Here is a 619-nt window from a genome sequence, read left to right as displayed (position 1 = left end):
ATCGATTTTGCCATGCAGGGAATGTGTGTATTTTCTACAGGAGAAAGAGCCGGGTACCCTATGTTTTACAGAAAAGCAGAGAAAAAACTTGCAAGAGAACAGAGAAAGCTCTCCCACTGTGAAAAAGAAAGCCGGAACTATCAGAAACAGAAAAAAAGGGTAGCTTTATGTCATGAAAAGATAAAGAACCAGAGAAAAGATTTCCAGCATAAGCTCAGCAGGGAGCTTGCGGAAAGATATGATGCAGTATGTGTGGAAGATCTGAATCTGAAGGGAATGTCCGGAGGGCTGCACCTTGGGAAAGGTGTGCAGGATAACGGGTACGGGCAGTTTCTGTTCATGCTGGGATACAAGCTGGAAGAATGTGGAAAACATCTTATAAAAGTAGACCGTTATTTTGCATCCAGCAAGATCTGCAGTCTATGCGGACATAAGAAAAAGGAACTGGCATTGTCGGATAGAATGTATGTTTGTGAATGTGGAAACAGGATGGACCGGGATGTGAATGCAGCAGTCAACATCCGTGAAGAAGGAAAAAGAATCTATAAAGAATGTGCCTGACGGCACAAGAAAAAAATCCGTAACCGGATAAACATAAAAAACAAAACCGCGGGACACG

General features: G+C 42.8%; 1 protein-coding gene. It reads left to right on the top strand.

All coding sequences use genetic code 11. The annotated features are described in order from the left end of the window. Positions 1 to 561: RNA-guided endonuclease InsQ/TnpB family protein (locus NCY57_RS16715; protein ID WP_250789881.1), on the top strand; the 561-nt coding region annotated here is incomplete at its 5' end. Positions 562 to 619 lie beyond the last annotated feature (58 nt).

The sequence above is a fragment of the Blautia sp. MB18-30 genome (genome assembly GCF_023669475.1).
Lineage (GTDB): Bacteria > Bacillota > Clostridia > Lachnospirales > Lachnospiraceae > Blautia_A > Blautia_A fusiformis.
Note: the sequence above shows the minus strand (reverse complement) of the source record. Positions and strands in the feature narration are given on the sequence as shown.